At 34.8% G+C, this 20164-nt stretch carries 20 protein-coding genes; 6 read left to right on the top strand and 14 right to left on the bottom strand.

The annotated features are described in order from the left end of the window. Positions 1 to 70: 70 nt before the first annotated feature. Entirely contained in the window at positions 71 to 676 is a 606-nt protein-coding gene (gene pncA, locus BLR30_RS16690; protein WP_089861358.1) for a bifunctional nicotinamidase/pyrazinamidase, read from the top strand. Between the two features lie 76 nt (positions 677 to 752). On the opposite strand, the gene BLR30_RS16685 is transcribed toward pncA, so the two are convergent. Together BLR30_RS16685 and gyrA are read right to left on the bottom strand one after the other, a co-directional pair. After that, positions 753 to 1787 (bottom strand): tetratricopeptide repeat protein, encoded by a 1035-nt coding sequence (locus BLR30_RS16685; RefSeq protein WP_089861357.1) that lies wholly within the window; start codon positions 1785 to 1787, stop codon positions 753 to 755. Positions 1788 to 1806: 19 nt separating this feature from the next. Beyond that, on the bottom strand, positions 1807 to 4389 hold the full coding sequence (gyrA, locus tag BLR30_RS16680) for a DNA gyrase subunit A (RefSeq protein WP_089861354.1): 2583 nt from the start codon (positions 4387 to 4389) through the stop codon (positions 1807 to 1809). A 148-nt stretch (positions 4390 to 4537) separates the two neighbouring features. On the opposite strand from gyrA, the gene BLR30_RS16675 reads away from it, so the two are divergent. Next, the gene (locus tag BLR30_RS16675; RefSeq protein WP_089861352.1) at positions 4538 to 4852 is read left to right on the top strand and encodes a DUF4286 family protein; all 315 of its coding nucleotides are present in this window, start codon (positions 4538 to 4540) and stop codon (positions 4850 to 4852) included. Between the two features lie 391 nt (positions 4853 to 5243). Here the strand turns inward: BLR30_RS16675 and BLR30_RS16670 are convergent, their stop codons facing one another. The 3 genes from BLR30_RS16670 to BLR30_RS16660 form a co-directional block, all read right to left on the bottom strand. Beyond that, positions 5244 to 5378, bottom strand: a complete 135-nt coding sequence (locus tag BLR30_RS16670; protein ID WP_089861350.1) for a bacteriocin-like protein — start codon at positions 5376 to 5378, stop codon at positions 5244 to 5246. Between the two features lie 107 nt (positions 5379 to 5485). Continuing rightward, a complete protein-coding gene (locus BLR30_RS16665; RefSeq protein WP_089861348.1) occupies positions 5486 to 6391 on the bottom strand; it encodes a carbohydrate kinase family protein in 906 nt (301 codons plus the stop codon). A gap of 25 nt (positions 6392 to 6416) precedes the next feature. Then, positions 6417 to 7415, bottom strand: a complete 999-nt coding sequence (locus BLR30_RS16660) for a LacI family DNA-binding transcriptional regulator (RefSeq protein WP_089861345.1) — start codon at positions 7413 to 7415, stop codon at positions 6417 to 6419. Positions 7416 to 7771: 356 nt separating this feature from the next. Here BLR30_RS16660 and BLR30_RS16655 point away from each other — a divergent pair, with 356 nt between their 5' ends. Next, entirely contained in the window at positions 7772 to 8188 is a 417-nt protein-coding gene (locus tag BLR30_RS16655) for an NUDIX domain-containing protein (protein ID WP_089861343.1), read from the top strand. Positions 8189 to 8218: 30 nt separating this feature from the next. On the opposite strand, the gene BLR30_RS16650 is transcribed toward BLR30_RS16655, so the two are convergent. Next, positions 8219 to 8923 carry a DUF4294 domain-containing protein gene (locus BLR30_RS16650; RefSeq protein ID WP_089861341.1) on the bottom strand — a complete coding sequence of 235 codons (705 nt, stop codon included), beginning with the start codon at positions 8921 to 8923 and terminating at the stop codon, positions 8219 to 8221. A gap of 51 nt (positions 8924 to 8974) precedes the next feature. Here BLR30_RS16650 and chrP point away from each other — a divergent pair, with 51 nt between their 5' ends. Both chrP and rpe read left to right on the top strand, forming a co-directional pair. After that, complete coding sequence (gene chrP / locus BLR30_RS16645) at positions 8975 to 10048, top strand: chryseobasin maturation metalloprotease ChrP (protein WP_089861339.1); 1074 nt, start codon at positions 8975 to 8977, stop codon at positions 10046 to 10048. Positions 10049 to 10381: 333 nt separating this feature from the next. After that, a complete protein-coding gene (gene rpe, locus BLR30_RS16635; RefSeq protein WP_089861335.1) occupies positions 10382 to 11032 on the top strand; it encodes a ribulose-phosphate 3-epimerase in 651 nt (216 codons plus the stop codon). Positions 11033 to 11330: 298 nt separating this feature from the next. Here rpe and BLR30_RS16630 read toward each other — a convergent pair whose 3' ends face one another. From BLR30_RS16630 to BLR30_RS16595, 8 genes are all read right to left on the bottom strand, one after another. Beyond that, on the bottom strand, positions 11331 to 11747 hold the full coding sequence (locus tag BLR30_RS16630; protein ID WP_089791439.1) for a nucleoside-diphosphate kinase: 417 nt from the start codon (positions 11745 to 11747) through the stop codon (positions 11331 to 11333). A 335-nt stretch (positions 11748 to 12082) separates the two neighbouring features. Further along, a complete protein-coding gene (gene rsgA / locus BLR30_RS16625; RefSeq protein ID WP_089861333.1) occupies positions 12083 to 13009 on the bottom strand; it encodes a ribosome small subunit-dependent GTPase A in 927 nt (308 codons plus the stop codon). Between the two features lie 106 nt (positions 13010 to 13115). Then, on the bottom strand, positions 13116 to 14195 hold the full coding sequence (locus tag BLR30_RS16620) for a chorismate mutase (RefSeq protein WP_089861331.1): 1080 nt from the start codon (positions 14193 to 14195) through the stop codon (positions 13116 to 13118). A 442-nt stretch (positions 14196 to 14637) separates the two neighbouring features. Continuing rightward, the gene (locus tag BLR30_RS17945) at positions 14638 to 15189 is read right to left on the bottom strand and encodes a hypothetical protein (protein WP_228400792.1); all 552 of its coding nucleotides are present in this window, start codon (positions 15187 to 15189) and stop codon (positions 14638 to 14640) included. 68 nt (positions 15190 to 15257) lie between these two features. Next, complete coding sequence (gene dnaX / locus BLR30_RS16610; RefSeq protein WP_089861329.1) at positions 15258 to 16343, bottom strand: DNA polymerase III subunit gamma/tau; 1086 nt, start codon at positions 16341 to 16343, stop codon at positions 15258 to 15260. Positions 16344 to 16442: 99 nt separating this feature from the next. Continuing rightward, a complete protein-coding gene (locus tag BLR30_RS16605) occupies positions 16443 to 17072 on the bottom strand; it encodes a TetR/AcrR family transcriptional regulator (protein ID WP_089861327.1) in 630 nt (209 codons plus the stop codon). 6 nt (positions 17073 to 17078) lie between these two features. Continuing rightward, positions 17079 to 18338, bottom strand: a complete 1260-nt coding sequence (locus BLR30_RS16600) for an aminotransferase class I/II-fold pyridoxal phosphate-dependent enzyme (protein ID WP_089861325.1) — start codon at positions 18336 to 18338, stop codon at positions 17079 to 17081. A gap of 213 nt (positions 18339 to 18551) precedes the next feature. Further along, positions 18552 to 19304 (bottom strand): helix-turn-helix transcriptional regulator, encoded by a 753-nt coding sequence (locus tag BLR30_RS16595; protein ID WP_089861323.1) that lies wholly within the window; start codon positions 19302 to 19304, stop codon positions 18552 to 18554. 95 nt (positions 19305 to 19399) lie between these two features. Here BLR30_RS16595 and BLR30_RS16590 point away from each other — a divergent pair, with 95 nt between their 5' ends. Continuing rightward, complete coding sequence (locus BLR30_RS16590) at positions 19400 to 20047, top strand: DUF1349 domain-containing protein (protein WP_089861404.1); 648 nt, start codon at positions 19400 to 19402, stop codon at positions 20045 to 20047. The last annotated feature ends 117 nt before the right edge of the window (positions 20048 to 20164 follow it).

Raw genomic sequence — 20164 nt, 5'->3', positions numbered from 1 at the left:
ATAAATTATATTTGGACAATTTTTTGAATTTAGTTTTTGTAAATTTATCAAAAATTCGAGAATATTAAATATGAAAAAAGCGTTAATAATCGTAGATGTACAGAACGATTTTTGTGAAGGTGGTGCGTTGGCAGTTCCGGGAGCTAATGAGGTGATTCCTTATATCAATGCTCTTATGGAAGAAAACGACTATGATGAAATTGTTTTAACTCAGGACTGGCATCCTGCTAATCATAAAAGTTTTGCAAGCAACAATAACAGAAAAGTTGGCGAGAGCATTATTTTAAACGGAGTTCCTCAGTTTATGTGGCCGGATCATTGTATTCAGGGAACGTTCGGTGCGGAATTCCATCAAGATCTTAACCGGGATAAAGTTACTCATATCATCCAGAAAGGAAAAAATGTTGAGATTGACAGTTACAGCGGCTTTCAGGACAATAATCATTTTATGAAAACCGGATTGGATGATTTTCTGAAATACCATGACATTCAATTGGTAGAAATTGTTGGCCTTGCCATGGATTATTGTGTAAAATTTACCTGTATTGATGCGGTAAACAGTGGATATATCACCTGTCTTCACTTCAATGGGACAAGGGCTGTAAATGTAAAGCCTGACAATGGAAGAGATGCAATTTATGAAATGATTGAGAAAGGTGTAACCGTTCTTGGATAACAGCAAATTAATTTTGAATCCAAAAACTTTTTATAAAAAAAAACCGAAACTTAAATGCTTCGGTTTTTCGTTTATTTTATTTTGACTGTTTTGCCTGAAGTTCAGCTTCTTTAGCTTTCATTTCATTATATTTAGGTATATTTTTAGTCATATTATAAATATCCTTTAATACTTGAACAGCGGTAATCTCATTCGGCATTGCCTGGTACCATTTTTCTGCGTATGGTAAAGATTTATTAAACCTTTCTTTTCTTGCTTCAATAAGTTTGGTTGCTTCATCCGGCTTAGTCTTTCTCAATGCATTAATTTCATTTACTGCTTTTTCATCATCGCCGATTACTGTATAAACCAAATTTTGGTAAGCATTCGTAAAATCAGGTTTAAGCTCAATCGCTTTTTGGAAAGAAGTGATCGCTTCATTTGCTGTTTCCGGATTTTTGGACTGAAGCACCCCAAGGTTGTACCAGTTTGTAGCATCATTAGGATTTTTTGCCAATTGCTCCTTTAGATTTTGCATAAATTTATCCGTATTTCCGGAAGCATATAATGCACTTCCCTGATATTCCTTCAATTTAGCATTGTTAGGAAATTTTGCAAGTCCTTTTTCAATAATCGCTAAAGCTTCGTCATTTTTCTTAGCATTCAGCAAAAGAGTTGTTAAAGTCTCATAAAGATCAGCCTCTACACTGGGAGACTGTTCAGTTTTAAAATCAGAATAATCTTTTGAAGAGCTTTTCTTCAACAATTCCCAGGTATTTTTGTCATAGCTGGCAACCTGTCCTGTTTTATTATCTTTTGCAGTGTAAGTAGTTTCAACACCGGTATAGCCTGAGTTGATAAGATCTGTATATATTTTTGTAGCCTGAGGAATATCATTTGCCAAAGCATAATTAAGACCTGCATAATACATATATACTTTATTATCCTGCCCGCTAGTTTTGAGTAAGTTATAAACTTCCATAAACTTAGGAGCCGCAGCAGCATAGTTTTTTGCGTTATATGCATCCATTGCTACTTTGTTAGCTTCTTGTAGCTGAGCGTTCACATCTCCTTTTTGTCCGAAAACCAAAGCTGACGCTACGATAGCCATCCCTAAAATTAGCTTTTTCATAATCAATATTTTATATTAGTTATTCAATATTATTTTCCGAATCAGAATTCTCATTTTCCTCAGCATTATTATCGTTCTGCGGAGTTTCTGTATCGTTTTCGTGGTTATCAGCTACAGTTCCTTCAATTTCTTCAGAGTCTTCCTCTACTTCCTTATCCATTGCGACTTTTGCAATAGCAGCAATTTCGTCATTTTTCTTAAGGTTAATCAATCGTACGCCCTGGGTATTTCTTCCCATTACTCTCATCTCATCCATTCCCATTCTGATGGCAACACCGGATTTATTGATAATCATTAGACCGTCTTCATCTGTTACATTCTGGATAGCAATAAGATTTCCTGTTTTTTCAGTAATATTGAGGGTAATAACTCCTTTTCCTCCTCTGTTGGTAATTCGGTAATCTTCAACGGCTGTTCTTTTTCCATATCCTTTTTCAGATACTACAAGAACGGTTTCTTTTTCCACATCATTTACAACGATCATACCGATTACTTCGTCATTGTCTTCCATAGCAATACCGCGCACCCCGATAGATCCTCTTCCTACTTCTCTTACTTTTTCTTCCGGGAAACGGATACATTTACCGTTTTTCGTGGCAATCATGATCTCTGATGTACCATTCGTTAAATATGCTCCTAACAACTGGTCATTGTCCCTAATTTCAATAGCATTAACCCCATTTACCCTAGGTCTTGAATAAGCTTCCAGTGATGTTTTCTTGATCGTACCGTTTTTGGTTACCATTACTACGCTCATCTGATTAACATATTCAGAATCTTTCAGGTTATTGGTTCTTATATACGCTTTAATTTTGTCATCAGGCTCGATGTTAATTAAATTCTGTACCGCCCTTCCTTTTGCAGTTTTGGAACCTTCAGGAATTTCAAATACTCTTAGCCAGTAACATCTTCCTTTTTCAGTGAAGAACAGCATATACTGGTGATTGGTTGCTGAAACTATATATTCAAGGAAATCTGAATCTCTTGTTGTTGCCGCTTTATTTCCTACACCTCCTCTACTTTGAATTTTATATTCTGAAAGCAAAGTTCTTTTAATATAACCGGCGTGAGAAATTGTAAGTACTACAGCTTCATTAGGGATGATATCTTCAATAGACATTTCACCTCCGGAATAGTCGATTTCTGTTCTTCTTTCGTCGCCGTATTTTTCTTTAACTTCAATTAATTCATCTTTAATAATCTGGAATCTTCTTGGCTCATTAGTAAGGATATCTTCAAGATCAGCAATTTCTTTCATGATTGCATCATATTCATCACGAATCTTATCAAGCTCCATTCCTGTAAGACGCGCAAGACGAAGATCAAGAATTGCCTGAGCCTGAATTTCAGAAAGTTCAAATGCTTCAATTAATCCTTCTTTTGCAGCCTGCGGATTGGCAGAATGACGAATGATAGAAATCGCTCTGTCCAGGGAATCCTGAGTCCCGATCACTTTCATGAAACCTTCCAAAATATGAGCTCTTTCTTTTGCTTTTCTAAGCTCAAATTGGGTTCTTCTTACGATCACTTCATGTCTGTGCTCCACAAAATGGTGGATAATGTCTTTCAGGTTTAATTGTTCCGGTCTTCCGTGTACCAAAGCAATATTATTAACACTGAAAGATGTTTGAAGTGCAGTATATTTATATAATAAGTTCAGAACAACATTCGGGATCGCATCATTTTTCAATTCATAAACAATACGAAGCCCTCTTCTGTCCGACTCATCTCTGATTTCATAAATTCCGGGAATTTTTTCTTCCTTCACCAAATCTGCGGTTCTGGCGATCATCTCGGCTTTGTTTACCTGATAGGGAACTTCATTGACGATAATGGCATTTCTATTTCCTATTTCTTCAAAGGCAACTTTAGCACGAAGCACTACCCTTCCTCTACCTGTATGAAATGCATCTCTTACCCCGTCATATCCGTAGATAATTCCACCTGTAGGAAAATCAGGAGCAATGATGTGTTGCATTAATTCATCAATCGTAATCTCTTTATTATCAATATATGCGCAGATGGCATCTACAGCTTCAGACAAATTATGTGGTGCCATATTGGTCGCCATCCCTACTGCAATACCGGAAGTTCCGTTTACTAAAAGATTAGGAATTTTTGAAGGCAGAACAGTCGGTTCCTGTAAGCTGTCGTCGAAGTTATTCTGAAAATCTACCGTTTCTTTGTCTAAGTCCGAAAGTACTTCATCAGAAATTTTTTTCAATCGTGCTTCGGTATAACGCATTGCTGCAGGCGGGTCGCCATCCATTGAACCGAAGTTACCCTGACCGTCTACCTGAGGATAACGAAGGCTCCAGTCCTGAGCCATTCTTACCATTGCATCATATACAGAAGAATCTCCGTGAGGGTGATATTTACCTAAAACGTCTCCAACAATTCTAGCAGATTTTAAATATTTTCTATTAGAAAAAACCCCTAATCCATACATACCGTAAAGTACTCTTCTATGAACGGGTTTTAAGCCGTCTCTTACATCAGGTAACGCCCTTGAAACGATAACCGACATCGAATAATCGATATAAGACGACTTCATTTCATCAACAATGTTGATGGGAATCAGTCTTTCTCCTTCTTTTTGCATAAACAAATTTTATTATAATGACAGTCAGACCCTTAGCTGTATGTCTGAAAATTATTTTTTTTGAATTTTTATTAACGGGCTAATTTACGAAAAATTTGCCGATTTTTGCTGTAGAATTTTAATCAAAATATTAAAAAAATCATAAAACATGAGCCTACTTAGTATAACTTTCCACTGTACAAAAAGCAATCTTAAAGAATGGGAAAATTATATCGATGAAACATTGGTTTTAATGACTGAAAATTTGATGGATGTTAGTAAATACATTCTTTCCGAAGTATATAGTGATTATATCGAAGAAGGTAAAAACTACAATCTCCTGCTCATTTTTGACAATGACGAGCTGAGAGAAGATTTTGTAAAAAGCGAGCTTCCTAATATAGCAGAACGCGTTGAAGCTAAATTTGGACAGGAAGTAATGATTTTCAATACTTTTTTGAACCCAAAGAAATCAAGAATTTAAAATTATTCCTTCTAAAAAATACATAAAGCCCGAAAAATTCCGGGCTTACTTTTTTTAACGTCTGTGTGGCGGTTCAGGTGGTCTTGGCGGAGCCGGCGGTCTGTGCAGGCATGACGATAGCACCGAAACCATAGCCAGTACCAATAACATTTTGGATAAGTTTTTCATAAGTCTTGATTTGTGATTGATATATAATTATCAATCAGGATGCCAAATCATCAATAAAACCAAACGCTTATTCACTTTTCAAATCTTTAGAAATAAACCAGATCAACTTCAAAATGTGTCAATATATTTTTACCGGCCTACATTCTCAGAAGAAACACCAATTACGTTATAAATTCAGGATTAGCCCAAACAAAAAACCGCCTGAAAAAGCGGTTTTAAAAGATTAAGGACATTGTGCGATCGGAATCTCACTACATACTGTTTTGTTTAGTCTTTCGCAGTAAACGCAATACTTTTTGGGTTCTCCGCCATACAATGATTTAAGCTCTGTTTTTGTCAGCTTTTTTAAATTTTTCATATCGTTTAATTTTGTTGATTTAAATTTAAAACGAAATCAGCTCTCAATTATTACAGATTTTAAATAAAATTTTCCATGATTATCATTTATGTGGTAGCCCTTTTGTTTCAGAGAAAACTTTTCGCCTTAAATTTCTCAAAGTCGGAATATTCGTATTCCGGACAAGCTCCGGATTTTGAAGTAATAAATGCGCCTAATGCAATAGCTTCTCTGAGTATTTCTTCAGGAGTCGTTCCCTTTTGAATTCTTTTTGAAATAAATCCTGATAAAAAAGAATCTCCGCTTCCAACCGTATCAGCAATACTAATCGGTAATGCCGGAAAAGCGTAGTGTTGATCCTGTACAAAATATATTGCTCCTTCGCTTCCTTTTGTAAGAATAACTTCTCCAATATCGAAATGGTTCTGAATCAACTTTACAGCTTGCTCTTCTGTATTAAATTTTTCACCGATGAAATCGATGATCTGATGCAATTCGAGTTTATTTATTTTAACAATATCAGATTTAAGTAAAAGAGTTTTAATCAATTCGATATCAATAAAAGGAGGTCTTAAATTAACATCAAAAACTTTGAGTTTTGCCATTTCAAGAAGTCGGAAAAGTGTGTTTTTAGTTTCTTCGTTTCTTGAAGAAAGACTTCCGAATACAAATGCTTCTGCATTGGTTATTAATTCATTGTGATTAGGATTGAATTCAATATGATCCCATGCAACGTTATTAATGATTTCATATGTTGCTTCGTTGTGTTCATCAATCTTCGCAATTACTGTACTGGTGGGATAGCACTCATCAATCTGAATATATTCGGTAGAAATCCCCCAATTGCTGATCTGCTGTATAAGTTTTTGACCAAGATCGTCTTTTCCGATTTTACTGAGTACTTTCGCATCAAAACCCATTTTATGAACATTATAGGCTACGTTGAATGGTGCTCCTCCCGCTCGTTTACCTTCAGGAAAAACATCCCATAAAACCTCACCAAAACATACTATATAAGGTTGTTTATCTTTCATTTGTCTGTTTTAAAAATTAAAATTATCATTCTACAGAATTCCGCTGCATGAATTTTGCCTGAAAAGTCACTCTTTTTCCATCAGGGTTATAATGATTAATCTGTTGGTCAAGAAGTTTCACCGATTCTCTTGCCATCTCTGCTAAAGGTTGTTGTACGAAACTCACTTCCGTAGGAAAAAGATAATAAGCCTCGGTTTCATCGAAAGCCACCAAGGAAACATCTTCCGGAACTTTGATATCATTGTCAATAAGATATCGGAGACCTGCAATTCCCAATTTGTTGCTTGAAAAATAGATAGCTGTCTTTTTAGAAAGATCAAGTTTATTTTTTAATTGTTTGTGTACTTCTTCGGTAATATTATGAATGCCTGTCAAAATTCTCTTTACCGCAATACCTGATTTTTCAATTCTTTCATCAAAACCATGCTGCCTGTCAAGAAGATGTGGTAATTCCGTATCGTAACCGACGTAAATCAGTTCATTAAAGTTTTTTTTAAGCAAATAGTCACAGATATACTGTGAAACCTCGAAATTGTTAATCATTACCCCAGGGAGGTTTATATTTTTCAGGTAACGGTCAATGGTCACAATCGGGTACTCTTCCCTAATCAGCTTGTTAATTGCATCATCAGAGTCTACTACGGGAGCCACGATCATTCCGTCGACCTGCTGCTCGGAAAACAGCTCTGTAAGCTTTTTAAATTTTTCGGGATTCTCATCGCAGCTTCCGATCAGAAGAGTGTATCCAAGTTTCATGGCTTCATCTTCAATGCTTCTTGCAATATTGGAGTAAAAATCATTTGAGATATCTGCCACAATAAGACCTATCAGTTTACTCTTGCTCATTTTCAGACTTTTGGCAATCTTATTGGGAGTATAATTGATATTTTCCGCAACTTCCAGTATTTTCTTCTGCGTAGCTTCGCTGATTCTGCTTCCTTCTTTTCGGTTGAGAACATACGATACCGTTGCTACGGAAACACCCGCGATTCTTGCAATGTCTTTTATAGAAGCTCTTTTCATTGTGATTTACTTTAGCACAAAAATATTCTTTAATAGAGATAAAAAACAATAGCATTATTTTTTGGCTGTTTCAGAAATAATTGTAGTTTAGCGCCTTTTTAAATTAATACAAATCCAATATAAAAACAACTGAAAAACAACACCTTATAAAAAAATTAAATTTATATTGCCTAAATTAAGCACATCAAATTAGTATTTTTAGTGATGTTGATAATGATTTTGGTTAAACGTTTATCTTTAAATATACTGAAATTTAGGATTAATTCAAAGCTGATTAAATGATTTCAAAATAGTTTAATGCTTTGCACAGACGTTTTGCAGTTAATTTCTTAATTTAGCAATACAAATTATTATATATGATAGATAAGATCAACATTAGGGTTTATGCCTGTGCAGTGAAGGATAAAAAAGTCCTGGCCTTATTTGAAGAATATGCTGGCGAACCATTAATGAAATTTCCGGGTGGAGGTTTGGAATTTGGAGAAGGAACGATAGAATGCCTGCACCGCGAGTTTGATGAAGAATTAAATGTAAAGATAGAAGTCGTAGAACATTTCTACACTCAGGAAGATTTCCTGGTTTCACGCTTCCGGGAAAATGAACAGTTACTTACCATTTATTATCTGGTGAATATTACCAATGAAGAAGATTTTCTGATTCTTGATCCATGCATAGAAAAAACCGAATGGATAGATATCAGCAGATCCGATAATCCTTTTGTACTTCCTATTGATAAAATTGTTTTTGATAAACTGAAAGAAAAATTCCTGTAAAAAACTTACAGGAATTTTTTTATGCTGATATTATTTGTAGATTTTAAAATCACCTGCTCCAGGATAAGGCTGAAGATAGCCTGAATTCCAGTTTGATTGAAGCAGCGATTCAAGGTATTCATCGGTTCTGTTGGCATGAGGGTCATACTTGTCTTTAAGATCAATGTCTGCCATTTTACCTTTTAGGTTCCACCAGAAGGCGCTCCATCCTCCCCTTAATTCCCTGATGATTTCATAGACATTTTTCCCGGTAGCCCTGTTCATCAATTTGGCGAATATCTGTCCTTCTGTTGTGGTAAGATCGCGAAGCTGTTTTTCATATTGATCGGCAAGCATATTCTGTCGGTCTTTTATATACCTTCTTTTTGCTTTACTGTCCATATTGGTCATTTCACCCTGTATATCCCTGTATTGCTGCAAAGCAGTTACAAATAAAGGGTACACTCTGTACAGTTTTTTATTAAGAAAATAGTAATAATTTCTGTCTAGCTGGTTATTGAATTTAGGCTTATTAAGCAAAATCAATTCGTCCATTACCACAACGGTCTCCCCATTTATTTCATAAATCTTAGCTTTCTGCCTTTCATCATAAAAATATTTATTTCCGAATTCGTCTACCTTTAATAATTCCTGAGGATATTGACTTAGCGGTTTTGCAATAACAGAATCTTTCTGACCAAAAGCACTCACCCCAAAAAAGAAAAGATAAAGATAAATAATCTTGCTAAATTTCATTATTTTTACAGCTATTATAAAGAAATTTAAACGCAAAAATCATTCCTTTTTATGAAGTTTGACAAGAAATCTTTGAAATTTTTAGAAAAATATTTAAATACCTCGTCTCCTACTGGTTATGAGCATGAAGGGCAGAAAATCTGGATGGATTACATCAAGCCTTATGTTGACAAAGTTGAGGTAGATCATTATGGAACATGTTACGGTATCATAAATCCTGAAGCTGAATTTAAAGTGGTAATTGAGGCTCATGCCGATGAGATCTCATGGTATGTGAATTATATTACTGATGACGGACTCATTTATGTAATCCGAAACGGAGGTTCTGACCAAACGATTGCTCCATCAAAAGTAGTTCATATTCATGGTGAAAAAGGAATTGTGAAAGGTGTTTTCGGATGGCCGGCTATCCATACCAGAACAAACCAGAACGAACCTACACCAAAAATAGAAAATATATTTATCGACTGTGGTGCCACTTCAAAAAAAGAGGTTGAAGAGATGGGAATATATGTAGGCTGCATGATTACCTATCCTGACGAATTCTTTGAAATGAATGAGAGATATTTTGTTTGCAGAGCTTTAGACAACAGAATCGGTGGATTTATGATTGCTGAAGTAGCACGTCTCTTAAAAGAAAATAAAAAATCACTTCCTTTTGGCTTGTACATCACCAATTCGGTTCAGGAGGAAGTAGGATTGTATGGCGCAGATATGATTGCAGATACAATTAAACCCAATATTGCCATTGTGACAGATGTTACTCATGATACATCGACACCTATGATCGAAAAGAAAAAGGAAGGTGATCAGAAATGTGGCGACGGACCGGTTATATTTTTTGCACCAAGTGTTCATCATACTATAAGAGAATTGATTATCGAAACGGCAAAAAATAAGAAGATTCCATTCCAGAGAGCCGCCGCGAGCAGAATGACCGGTACAGATACCGATGCTTTTGCCCATTCAAACGGAGGGGTTCCGAGTGCATTAATTTCATTGCCTTTGCGATATATGCACACCACCGTAGAAATGGTTTCCAAGGAAGATGTAGGAAATGTAATTAAATTGATTTATGAAACACTTCTAAAAATCCAGCCTGAAATGAAACTGAAATATCACTAGGATGAATAGCTTCATTAATCATCTGGTCAGGAAGCCAACATTTATATCCATTATGACAGCTCTATACTTTGCTTACATTATTTATGCTGTTGTATATAAATGGTTCGATCCTCCTAAGATTGGGTCAGCTTATAATATGGTTCTCGAAACACTTCTCGTCTTCAGTATAGTTCCTTTAGGTTTATTTATGATTGACCGATTGTTAGTGCTTAAAATTAATAATATTAAATTAGCAATTATTGAGACCATTATTTTTGGTAGCTTTTTCCTGTATTTGTATTAATATTTTTACAAATAAGAAATAAAGAATAAAGTAAAGTATAAAAGTAAAAAATGAAAACAAAGCTTATTGCTCCTTCCCTTTTGGCGGCCGATTTCGGCAACCTGCAGAGAGATATTGAAATGGTTAATAATTCACAGGCCGATTGGTTTCATGTGGATGTCATGGACGGAAGATTTGTCCCGAATATCTCATTCGGCTTTCCGGTAATGAAAACCGTGCAGCAACATGCCAAAAAGTTTGTTGATGTACACCTAATGATCGTAGAACCAGAGAAGTATGTCGAAGAATTTATAAATCAGGGAGCAGACCTCGTTTCCGTGCACTATGAAGCATGCATTCATCTTCACAGAACAATCCACCACATTCAGAGCTTAGGGGCAAAGGCAGGTGTTGTTTTGAATCCTTCAACTCCTGTACTAATGCTTGAGGATATTATTGCCGACGTAGATCTGGTATTGCTAATGAGCGTGAATCCTGGATTTGGCGGGCAAAAATTTATTGAAAATACTTACAAAAAAATAGCTGAAACAAAAGATCTTATCCTGAGTAACAATTCTACAGCACTTATTGAAATTGACGGAGGCGTGAATATTGACAATGCTGCAAAATTATTTGAAGCAGGAGCAGATGTTCTGGTGGCTGGAAATGCTGTTTTTTCCTCAGAAAACCCTGAAAGAACAATTGAATTGTTGAAAATATGACAAAACAAAAGCATATATGACAAAAAGGCAGCTCGTTGAGCTGCCTTTCTTCTTTACCGAATCAGAGTCTTTAATGGTTATTAGCGTTGGTAATTGTTTTGTTTTTAATTACAATGTAAAATTGGCAAAAAAAATCACGCAAAACATCCGTAAAAACACTGATTTTCCCAGTCAGTATTTATACCTAATTCATATTTATTCACCAGACTTTCCATCTGATTTACAATTGATTATTTTAATATAAAAAAAACCGGAGAAAAAGTATTTCTCCGGATCATTATTTTTTAAGTGAATTTTATTAGAAAATCTCTCTTCCTGAAAAGTGAAATTTAGCTTCAATAAGAGCATTCTCATCAGAATCAGAACCGTGAACAGCATTTTCTCCGATGCTTCTTGCAAACATTTTTCTGATTGTACCTTCTGCAGCCTCCGCAGGGTTAGTAGCACCGATTAAAGTTCTGAAATCCTCAACAGCATTATCCTTTTCCAACACAGCAGCAACAATCGGCCCCGAACTCATAAAATCAACTAATTCTCCATAGAATGGTCTTTCAGCATGAACCTCGTAGAATTTTTTAGCATCAGCTACAGTAAGCTGCGTAAGTTTTAATGCTTTAATTTTGAAACCTCCTTCAGCAATTTTACCTAATATAGCACCAATATGTCCGTCAGCTACCGCATCAGGCTTAATCATGGTGAATGTAATGTTAGACATATATGTATATTTTTTAATGGCGCAAAAATACAAAAAAATTCGGTTACTTTATTTTTAAACAAATTTTAACATAAAAATAACATTTAATGATGGTGATAGAAATTAAACTTTGGCACACTAATTGCTTATATAGTTGTGATTCTCATGTTTAATTTGAGTTTTCATGGTTATTAGTTTTTACCCAGCCTCGGCTGGGTTTTTTATTGGTGGGCATTCCGAAGGTTTTTATCTCCAAAGTAAATTTTAAAAACGATAAATAGAACGAAGTCAAATAGTTATTGCTTCGTTTTAAATCAATGAATGTTGAAATGAATTTATTATTAAGAAAAAATGAATTATTTTTGATTGATTTCTTCAGCCTCTTCCATCAGCTTAATGTATGTTGAATATCTCGAATGTTGTATTTCTCCGGTTTCAAGACTTTCAATGACGGCACATTTTGGCTCATTGATGTGAAGACAGTTGTGAAATTTACATTCTTCTCGTTTTTTGAAAATTTCCGGAAAATAATGTTGTACTTCTTCTTTTTCAATATCAATCATGGCAAATTCACGAACGCCTGGTGTATCAATAACATTACCACCAAAATCCCAAAAGTGCATTTGGGCAAAAGTGGTAGTATGTTTACCTTTCAAATGGGTATCGGAAATTTCCGAAGTCTTTAAATTGAGCCCGGGTTGCAGCGCATTTACCAAAGTAGATTTACCACATCCTGAATGTCCGAAAAATACTGAAGTTTTATCTTTAAGAATTTCTTCTAGTTTATCCAAATTCAATCGGGAATAAGATGAGATCTCTAAGGTCTGATATCCTATTTCACCATAAAGAAATTCTATATCTTTCACAATTTCAATTTCTTCGTGATGCAATACATCTATTTTATTGAATAAAATCAGCGGAGTGATATTATATGCTTCGCAACATGCTAAAAAACGATCAAGAAACCCGAGGGATGTTTCCGGGTGTTTTAAGGTAAAGATAAAGCAGGCAAGATCAATATTAGAAGCAATAATGTGTGCCTCTTTTGAAAGGTTTACAGATTTTCTGATCAGGTAATTTCTGCGGGGTTCGATTTTAGTAATCCATGCAATGTCATCCTGTTCGAGTTGAAATTCCACAAAATCTCCTACAGCAAGCGGATTGGTGAGTCTGGTTTTTATCAGTTTAAATTTACCCCGAATTCTGGCTTCAAAAATTTTACCGGTTTCCATTTCTAAAACCTGATACCAGCTTCCCGTAGATTTAATGATTTTTCCTTTCATATTTTAACTTAATGCAAATATAAGAAATTAGGGCTTAGAATTCAGGTTAAAATATTTTGCATTCTTTCCCGAAATCTAAGCCCTTATTATATTATCTGTAAATAATTTATCTGTCAATCATAATACTATTCTGAACCTCTATCGATTCTTCATGAATAGCTTTAAATACCTTCTCGATAAATTCTTTAGACATGCCTGTTTCTACAGCTTTTTGTGTAGCATATTCCGTGATTACTTTCCAGCGCTCCGGCTGAAAAATCGCAATATCATTCTCTTTTTTAAGCTTACCTATTTTCTCTGAAATTTTCATTCGCTGGGAAAGCAATTCAATCAGTTGAAAATCGATGTCGGAAATTAAGGTTCTATGTCTTCCCATGTCTCCTTCAAAACCTGCTAAGTCAGTGCTTCTTACTTTAAGATTGGCAATAAGTTCTGCCAAAACTTCCGGTGTAATCTGTTGAGATGCATCACTCCATGCCTCGTCAGGATTTGCATGGGTTTCAATAATAGCTCCCTGATAACCAACATTCAACGCTTCCTGTGTGATATCAGCCAAACCTGTTCTGTTTCCACAAATATGCGAAGGATCGATCAACATAGGAATATTGGGAAACTGACTTTTAAAATCTAAAGCAATCTGCCAGTTTGGATTATTTCTGTATTTTGTTTTCTGGTAAGTTGAAAACCCTCTGTGTATCACTCCAAGATTTTTAATACCCTGACCTAAGAGCCTTTCCAAAGCACCGATCCATAAAGCAAGATCCGGATTTACAGGATTTTTCACAAGTACGATTTTATCGGTTCCCCGCAATGCCATCGCAATTTCCTGAACAGTGAACGGATTTACCGTAGAGCGCGCTCCGATCCAGAGGATATCAACATCTGCCTCAAGAGCTGCAAAAACGTGGTGGGCGTTTGCAACTTCAGTAGCTGTTTTAAATCCGTATTCTTCTTTTACTTTTTTTAACCAGTTCAAACCGATTACTCCTACCCCTTCAAATCCATTCGGTTTGGTACGTGGCTTCCAGATTCCTGCTCTGAAAATCGGCACATTTGCATTGGTTTCTTTAATTCTTCTGGCTGTTTCCAACATCTGGAATTCACTTTCTGCACTACATGGCCCAGCAATCATCATAGGTTGCGAGAAAGCATTGATCCAGTCGTTCTGTAATTCTCTTAAATTCATTATTGTTAATTCTTTTATTCTTTTTTGTTAATATAAATCCATAGAAATCTCATTATAAAGTCACTTTATAATTCTTTCTAAAAAATGCCGTTAAAAATTTTAATTAATGGAATCAGGACCGAAGAATCGGGTTTCCTGTTATTTTTTGGAAAGAAATTCAGTTAACAATACCAATAGTAAAATCGATAATATCTTCCTGAACTTCTAAAATACATTGAAGAAAAGCTAAAATAGCCGCTAAAATATGTAGCGGGTGTAAAAACAAATTGATATGATTTCAATAAATTTCTCACTTTCAATCTTCTGTTGATAAGCTTTTCTGTATAAATTGCCTTTGTGAAAAATTATTTTCTCTGCAATTATTTAGCAAATATATAAAATTTATTTAAATATGGTATGCAGGATTTTGAAAATATATTTTCCTTTAAATGAGGATTTATTTTTACGTAAGATCAAATCTCATTAAATCATCAAGATCTTTTAAAAGAGGATTTTTCTGTACAAACTTTTCAAAGATTTTACGTTTGGTCATCACTTCAATCTTTAGATTTTCTACGTCTCTCTTGTAGACTATTTCAATAGAAAAATTGTGTACTTTGGTTTTAAAATGATTGAAAAATTCCCTGCTCACTTTATCAAACTCTGATTTTGCAGAATCTGAAGGAAACAAAACAGTAATCTGATTTTCACCTGATTTGATTATTTTAAACGATTTAATAGCATTGAATACAAAAGTATCTTTCTTCTGAAGTTGTTTTAACAGTAAACTCCATTCTGCCTGAAGATCTGTTTCGGTAAAATGGTTTTGGGGAAGATTATCTGCTTTTACAGTTGTTTTTTCTTCCTCATCTTCAGTTTTTTCTTCTTTGTTTAGAAGAGCATTGATACTGAAGCCTGTAGATATTACCTGTTTTGTAAGAGGTTTGGTTGTTTTTTTAATTTCAGCCTCTTGAGGAGTATCCAGATCCACGATTTGTGGTTGGCTAACTTTCACTTCTCTTTTCTCAACACTTTTTTCAGGAATTTTTACCTCCTGTTTTTCACTGAGAAACGGCGCTAATATTATAAACTTTTTTTTTTAGAAATATCTGCGTTGGCTGTAAGAGAAGAAATTTGCATCAAAGCTATTTCCACAGTAAGCCTTGGATTCTTTGAATTTTTATAATTGATATCTGCATGATTACAGATTTCTATAGCATCGATCAGCTGTTGTGCATTCCAGTTCTGAGCCTGCTGTACAAATTTGGTTTTTGTTTGCTCACCAACTTCAATCAGGTCAATTGTAGATGAGTTCTGAGCCATCATCAGATCTCTGAAATGATTTCCCAATCCTGCAATAAAAATATGAGGATCAAAACCTTTTTTTACGATATCATTGAAAGCAGCGAGTACTTCAGGAATATTACCTTCTTTGGCAAGATCCACAATTTTCAGATATTGATCGTAATCAAGAATATTAAGTACTTCAGCAGCTTTGGCCAAAGTAATATTTTTCTGTGAAAAAGTAGAAAGCCTGTCGAAAATAGACAACGCATCTCTTAAGGCACCATCAGCTTTCTGAGCAATAAGATACAAGGCATCATCTTCATATTGGATGCTCTCTTTCTGGGCGATACTTCTGAGGTGTCCCTTAATATCTTCGATAGTGATTCGTTTGAAGTCGTAGATTTGACAACGTGATAGAATGGTGGGAATAATTTTATGCTTTTCGGTTGTTGCCAAGATAAAAATAGCATGAGCAGGCGGTTCTTCAAGAGTTTTTAGAAAAGCGTTGAAAGCTGCAGAAGACAGCATATGTACCTCATCGATGATATAGACTTTATATTTACCGACTTGTGGAGCAAAACGCACCTGGTCGATAAGTTCTCTGATATCATCAACAGAGTTGTTTGATGCTGCATCCAGCTCATAAATGTTATAAGCAAATCCGTCATCTGAAACAGATCCATCCTTTTCGTTGATTTTTCTTGCAAGAATTCTTGCACAGGTAGTCTTTCCTACTCCCCTCGGCCCACAGAACAATAAAGCCTGAGCAAGCTGATTTTCTTCGATTGCATGTTCTAGAGTATCCGTAATGTGCGATTGTCCGACAACAGTATCAAATTGCTGTGGACGATACTTTCGTGCAGATACAATAAAATTTTCCATTGGCCAAAAGTAAGAAATATAGTTGTAATTTGAAAATTTTAAATTTCAAATTATCCACAAAAACTTATTATTGGTCAATAGGAAAATTTCTTCTCATCATTATTTTTCATCGTATGCGAAATCAATGATTTCGGCAATAGCTTTTTCGATTTCGTGTCGTCCTTCATCGGTCTTCAGATCGATTCCGCAAAATGTGCTTGCATTATGCGCCGTATAAAGGTTCAGATAATAAGCTCCCGATACAAGGATTGCTGCAATGGCACGATATCTTGTAGATTTTTCTTCAAAATATGGATCTACAATATTACTGAAAAGCAGCTCGCCCATCTGTTCTCTTTCATCAGCAATCTTCTTAAGAATAGGTTTGCTTTCTGAAAGTCCCCAAAGAATAATTTTCTGAAGTTCCTTATTTTTCTTAATATAATCATACTGATTGAGAATCGCCATTTTAGAAAGTTCTCTTCCACCATCAGAAATATCAACTTCCATATTGTTTTGATTCATCCGGCTCCAGTAATCCTGAGTTTTTACGTATTCGTCAATCAGCTTCTCGGTACTTCCGAAATATTCATAAATTAATTTTTTATCAAATCCGGCTACTGCAGCTATCTTACTGACTTTCAGACCTGCATAACCTTTTGTTCTTAAAATTTTCCCTACTGCGCCCAACAGTTTTTGTTTTGTTTTTTCTTTGTCCCTGATAGGGCCTTGGACAACTTTTCTAGCCATTTGTTATTATTTTTTCGCAATATGCAACTTTTTATTGATATCCTCAAATGCATTGAGTGTTTTGTCGAGATGTTCACGCTCATGTGAAGCCGTCATACTCATCCTGATACGTGCATCTTTTCTTGCTACGGCAGGGTACATAATTGGGTTTGTATAGACTCCTCTGTCTAAAAGCATTTTGCCTACATCCATAGTAGTGTGAATATCTCCGATTTTAACGGGTATAACTGCAGAACAAGTAGTTCCGGTATCCAGTTTCAAATCATTAAGACCTTTTTTAAAATAATTTATATTATCCCATAGTTTGGTACGCAAATGTGGTTCTTCATCTATTAAATCAATTGCCTTGATAATTCCTGCAGCCGTTCCCGGAGGAATAGTAGCAGAAAATATCTGCTGACGCGACTGAAATCTGATAAAATTTGTAAGTTTTTTACTTGCTATTACATATCCACCCAGATTACCAAACGTTTTACTGAAGGTTCCGGTTATAATATCAATCTTATCCAGTAATCCTGTATCTTCAATAGTCCCTCTTCCTGTTTTCCCTAAAATCCCTACTCCATGTACGTCATCAACCATCAGGTAGGCATCATATTTTTTTACTAAATTATAAATTTCTTCAATTGGTGCAGTATCTCCATCCTGCGAATAAACACCATCAATTACTACTAATTTTGTACGAAACTGATTTTTAGAAAGTTTCAAAATCTGCTCAAGGGCTTCCAGGTTATTATGAGGAAATGTTTTTCTGTTTGTAAGTATACATCCTTCATAAACACTTGCATGCACTGCCATATCAACAATTGCAATATCTTCTTTCTGGAGTAATATCTGAAGTGTGGCACTATTGGCTGTATATCCTGTAGTGAATGTTACAGCTTCATCCGCAGAACGTCCGAAAAAACCAGCAATTTTTGATTCAAGATCATTGTGGTAGGAATAATACCCGCCTATAAGCGGTGTTGCTGCAGAGCCTGTACCGTACTTTCTAATCCCCTCTATTGCAGCTTCTTTTACTTTTAAATGTTGTGTAAGTCCTAAATAATCACTGGTGACAAAACTCACCATTTCTTTTATTCCGTCATCTTGCGTACCGACATTCATTACGGAGCTACATCCTGTATTATTCTGTAGCCTGTATCGATGACCATTTGTTTTCATATATTCAAGGAAATCGTAGTAAATATCCGCACGTTCCATCATATCAAATCCGGGAATATTCTCAAAATCCTTAAAAGTTGCTGTTGAGAAGTTAATATTCATCCTATAAGTGTTAGTTGTTATATAACAAATATAGGAATTATTTATATAAAATTGTTTTGAATACATATTAAATTTTACTATTCTCAGAATATTTTTTATTAAATAGTCTTAAAAAAATTTCATATTCTCAATATTTTTAAATAAATATCATTAATAAATCAAAATATAAAATTTCAATTCAAAAAAGCTATTATATGGTTATGAATAAATTTTTTAAAGAAATTTATCCATTACTTCATTGAAAGCACTTACAGAGTTTTTTACTTTCAGTTTTTCCAGGATGTTTTGGCGATGTCTGTTTACAGTATGAATGCTTATTGATAATACATCAGCGATTTCTTTACTGGTAAGTCCCTCGCCTATCTGTTTAAGAATTTCCATTTCCCGCGAAGAAAGAATATTATTATAATCCATTTTGTCTTCAAAAGCCACTTTACCTTTTACAGTATTAATTATTAAAAATCTGGAAGATAATGCTGACTGATCCCATTCAATATCATATAAACACAGAGCAAATCTCAGTTTCCGGTTGTATGGCGAAAAAAAATAGAACATCCTATGTCTTATCCACTGATAGATTCCTTTTTTATCCTCCATTCTGATTTTTGAAAATACACTGAATTCAGAACGATTTTCAATATTCACAGATTCTAAAAATCTGAAAAATCTTAGCTCATGAACATATTTTTTCATTCTGTCGTCCGGATGAATTTTTTTCAGCATTTCCTCTTCCCATATCGAGTCAATAGTCACAGGATAATCGTGAAAGTTTAATCCTAATTCTAAAGATGTTTTTGAGCTGAATATATAGCTTTTATCATACTGCATATCGCTAAGCACTGCAATACAATTTTCCGTTCCGGTATAAGCTTCTGCAATATTTTTAAAATCTTCGATATTCAGAAGACATCTGCCATCAGGTTTGTTATGAAGCAAAGCTTTATTCAGTTTTTTTACAATTTCCATAAAATGGTTATTTTTCAGTATTGGACGAAAAAATGTTTAATAATACTTTTGCTAAATTAACAATAATTAAACGACCGTATTTAGGTGGAAATAAAATGAAGAGAATATTTTTAAGTTTTTGTGTATTAGGAATAATCAGTAAAAGCTTTGCACAGACATTAGAAAAGATGACGTGGTTCAACGAACCCTCAAAATGGGAAATTAAGAATAACAGTCTGAAGATGTTTGTCACACCGCAAAGTGATTATTGGAGAATATCACATTATGGCTTTACAGTTGATGATGCGCCCTTTTTATATAATGTATATGGCGGCGAGTTTGAAGCAAAAGTTAAAATCAAGGGAAATTACAAAACGAGATTCGATCAGACAGGTCTTATGCTGAGGATCGATAAGGAAAACTACATCAAAGCCGGAATTGAATTTGTCGACGGAAAATACAATCTCAGCACAGTAGTTACACATACAACCAGTGACTGGAGCGTAATCACACTGGATAAGACTCCTTCTGATATCTGGGTAAAAGCCGTAAGAAGACTTGATGCCGTGGAAATATTCTATTCTTTTGACGATAAAAACTATACCATGATGCGTAACGCTCATCTTCAGGATAATTCTCCTGTCATGGTGGGTCTTATGGCGGCCTGCCCGGACGGTGACGGATTCAATGCTACTTTTGAAAATTTTGAAGTAAAACATTTACCCGATGAACGCCGTCTGAAATGGCTTAAAAACAACAACTAATTTCAATTAAAAACTCAATATATATTGACTAGTCCTAAAAAATCGATACAGATTTGTTAGATAAAAATAATTAATTAAACACTTGCAAAAACTTTTTTGCAGGTGTTTTTTGATTTA

It is taken from the genome of Chryseobacterium taeanense, assembly GCF_900099685.1.
Classification (GTDB): domain Bacteria; phylum Bacteroidota; class Bacteroidia; order Flavobacteriales; family Weeksellaceae; genus Chryseobacterium; species Chryseobacterium taeanense.
This window is presented reverse-complemented; position numbering and strand designations above follow the sequence as displayed.